At 74.4% G+C, this 996-nt stretch carries 1 protein-coding gene; it reads left to right on the forward strand.

Annotated elements, in window-relative coordinates; translation table 11 throughout:
* Positions 1 to 996 (forward strand): ABC transporter permease (locus RT323_RS13735; RefSeq protein ID WP_313409506.1); only part of this gene is annotated, 996 nt, incomplete at both ends.

Here is a 996-nt window from a genome sequence, read left to right on the forward strand (position 1 = left end):
GCCGCCAACGCCGTCCGCAACCCGCGACGCAGCGCCGCCACCACCGCCTCGCTGCTGGTCGGCGTGACCCTCGCGACGGCTGTCCTGACCGGCATGACGAGCGGCCGCCAGGTCGTCAGCGCGGAGATGGACGCGGAGTACCCGGTCGACTTCGCCCTCGCCGGGCGGACGGTCGCGTCCGAGACGGTGGACCGCGTGCGTGGGATCGACGGCGTCGACAAGGTCCTGGCCCTCGCCGGGACCCGGGCGACCACCGAGTCCGGCCGCGTGAGTGTCATCGCGCCCACCGCGTCCCAGCGGGGCCTGACCCACGACCCGTCGGTGACGCGGGCCTCCGACACGCAGGTTCTCGTCCCGTGGGCGCTGGCGACGACCTTCGAGGAAGGCGTCCCGGACCGATGGACGTTGCGCACCGAGCACGGCGAGGTCACCTTGGCGACCGAGCTCGTCGCGGTCGAGTCGGGCGAGGCGGCGATCGTCTCCCCCGCGGTCCTGCAGCGCCTCACCGGCGAGCCGACGACCGAGGCCCTGTGGGTCATCGCCGACGGCGGTGCGGACGCCGACGAGGTCGGGGACGCGCTGGGCGTCGCCACCCGCAAGGCGGGTCTCGAGGTCTCGAACAACCTGCAGGACCAGCAGTGGGTCGCTCTGCAGCTGGACGTGCTCGTGTGGGCCGTGCTCGGCCTGCTCGGGGTCGGCGTGCTGATCGCGCTGGTCGGCATCGCCAACACCGTCGGGTTGTCGATCCTGGAGCGGGCGCGTGAGCACGCGCTGCTGCGGGCACTGGGGCTGACCCGTCGTGGCCTGCGGCGGATGCTGGCAGCCGAGGGCATGCTGCTGGCGGTCGTCGCGGCGCTCATGGGGACCGCGCTGGGGGTGGCCTACGCGTGGTTCGCCGTCGAAGCGGTGGTCGTGCCCGTCATGGGGACCGGCGGACTCGTCGTGCCGTGGGCCCAGCTGGCCGCCGTGCTGGCCGCCGCCGCCGTCGCCGGCCTG

The sequence above is a fragment of the Aeromicrobium sp. genome (genome assembly GCF_032084975.1).
Taxonomy (GTDB): Bacteria; Actinomycetota; Actinomycetes; order Propionibacteriales; family Nocardioidaceae; genus Aeromicrobium.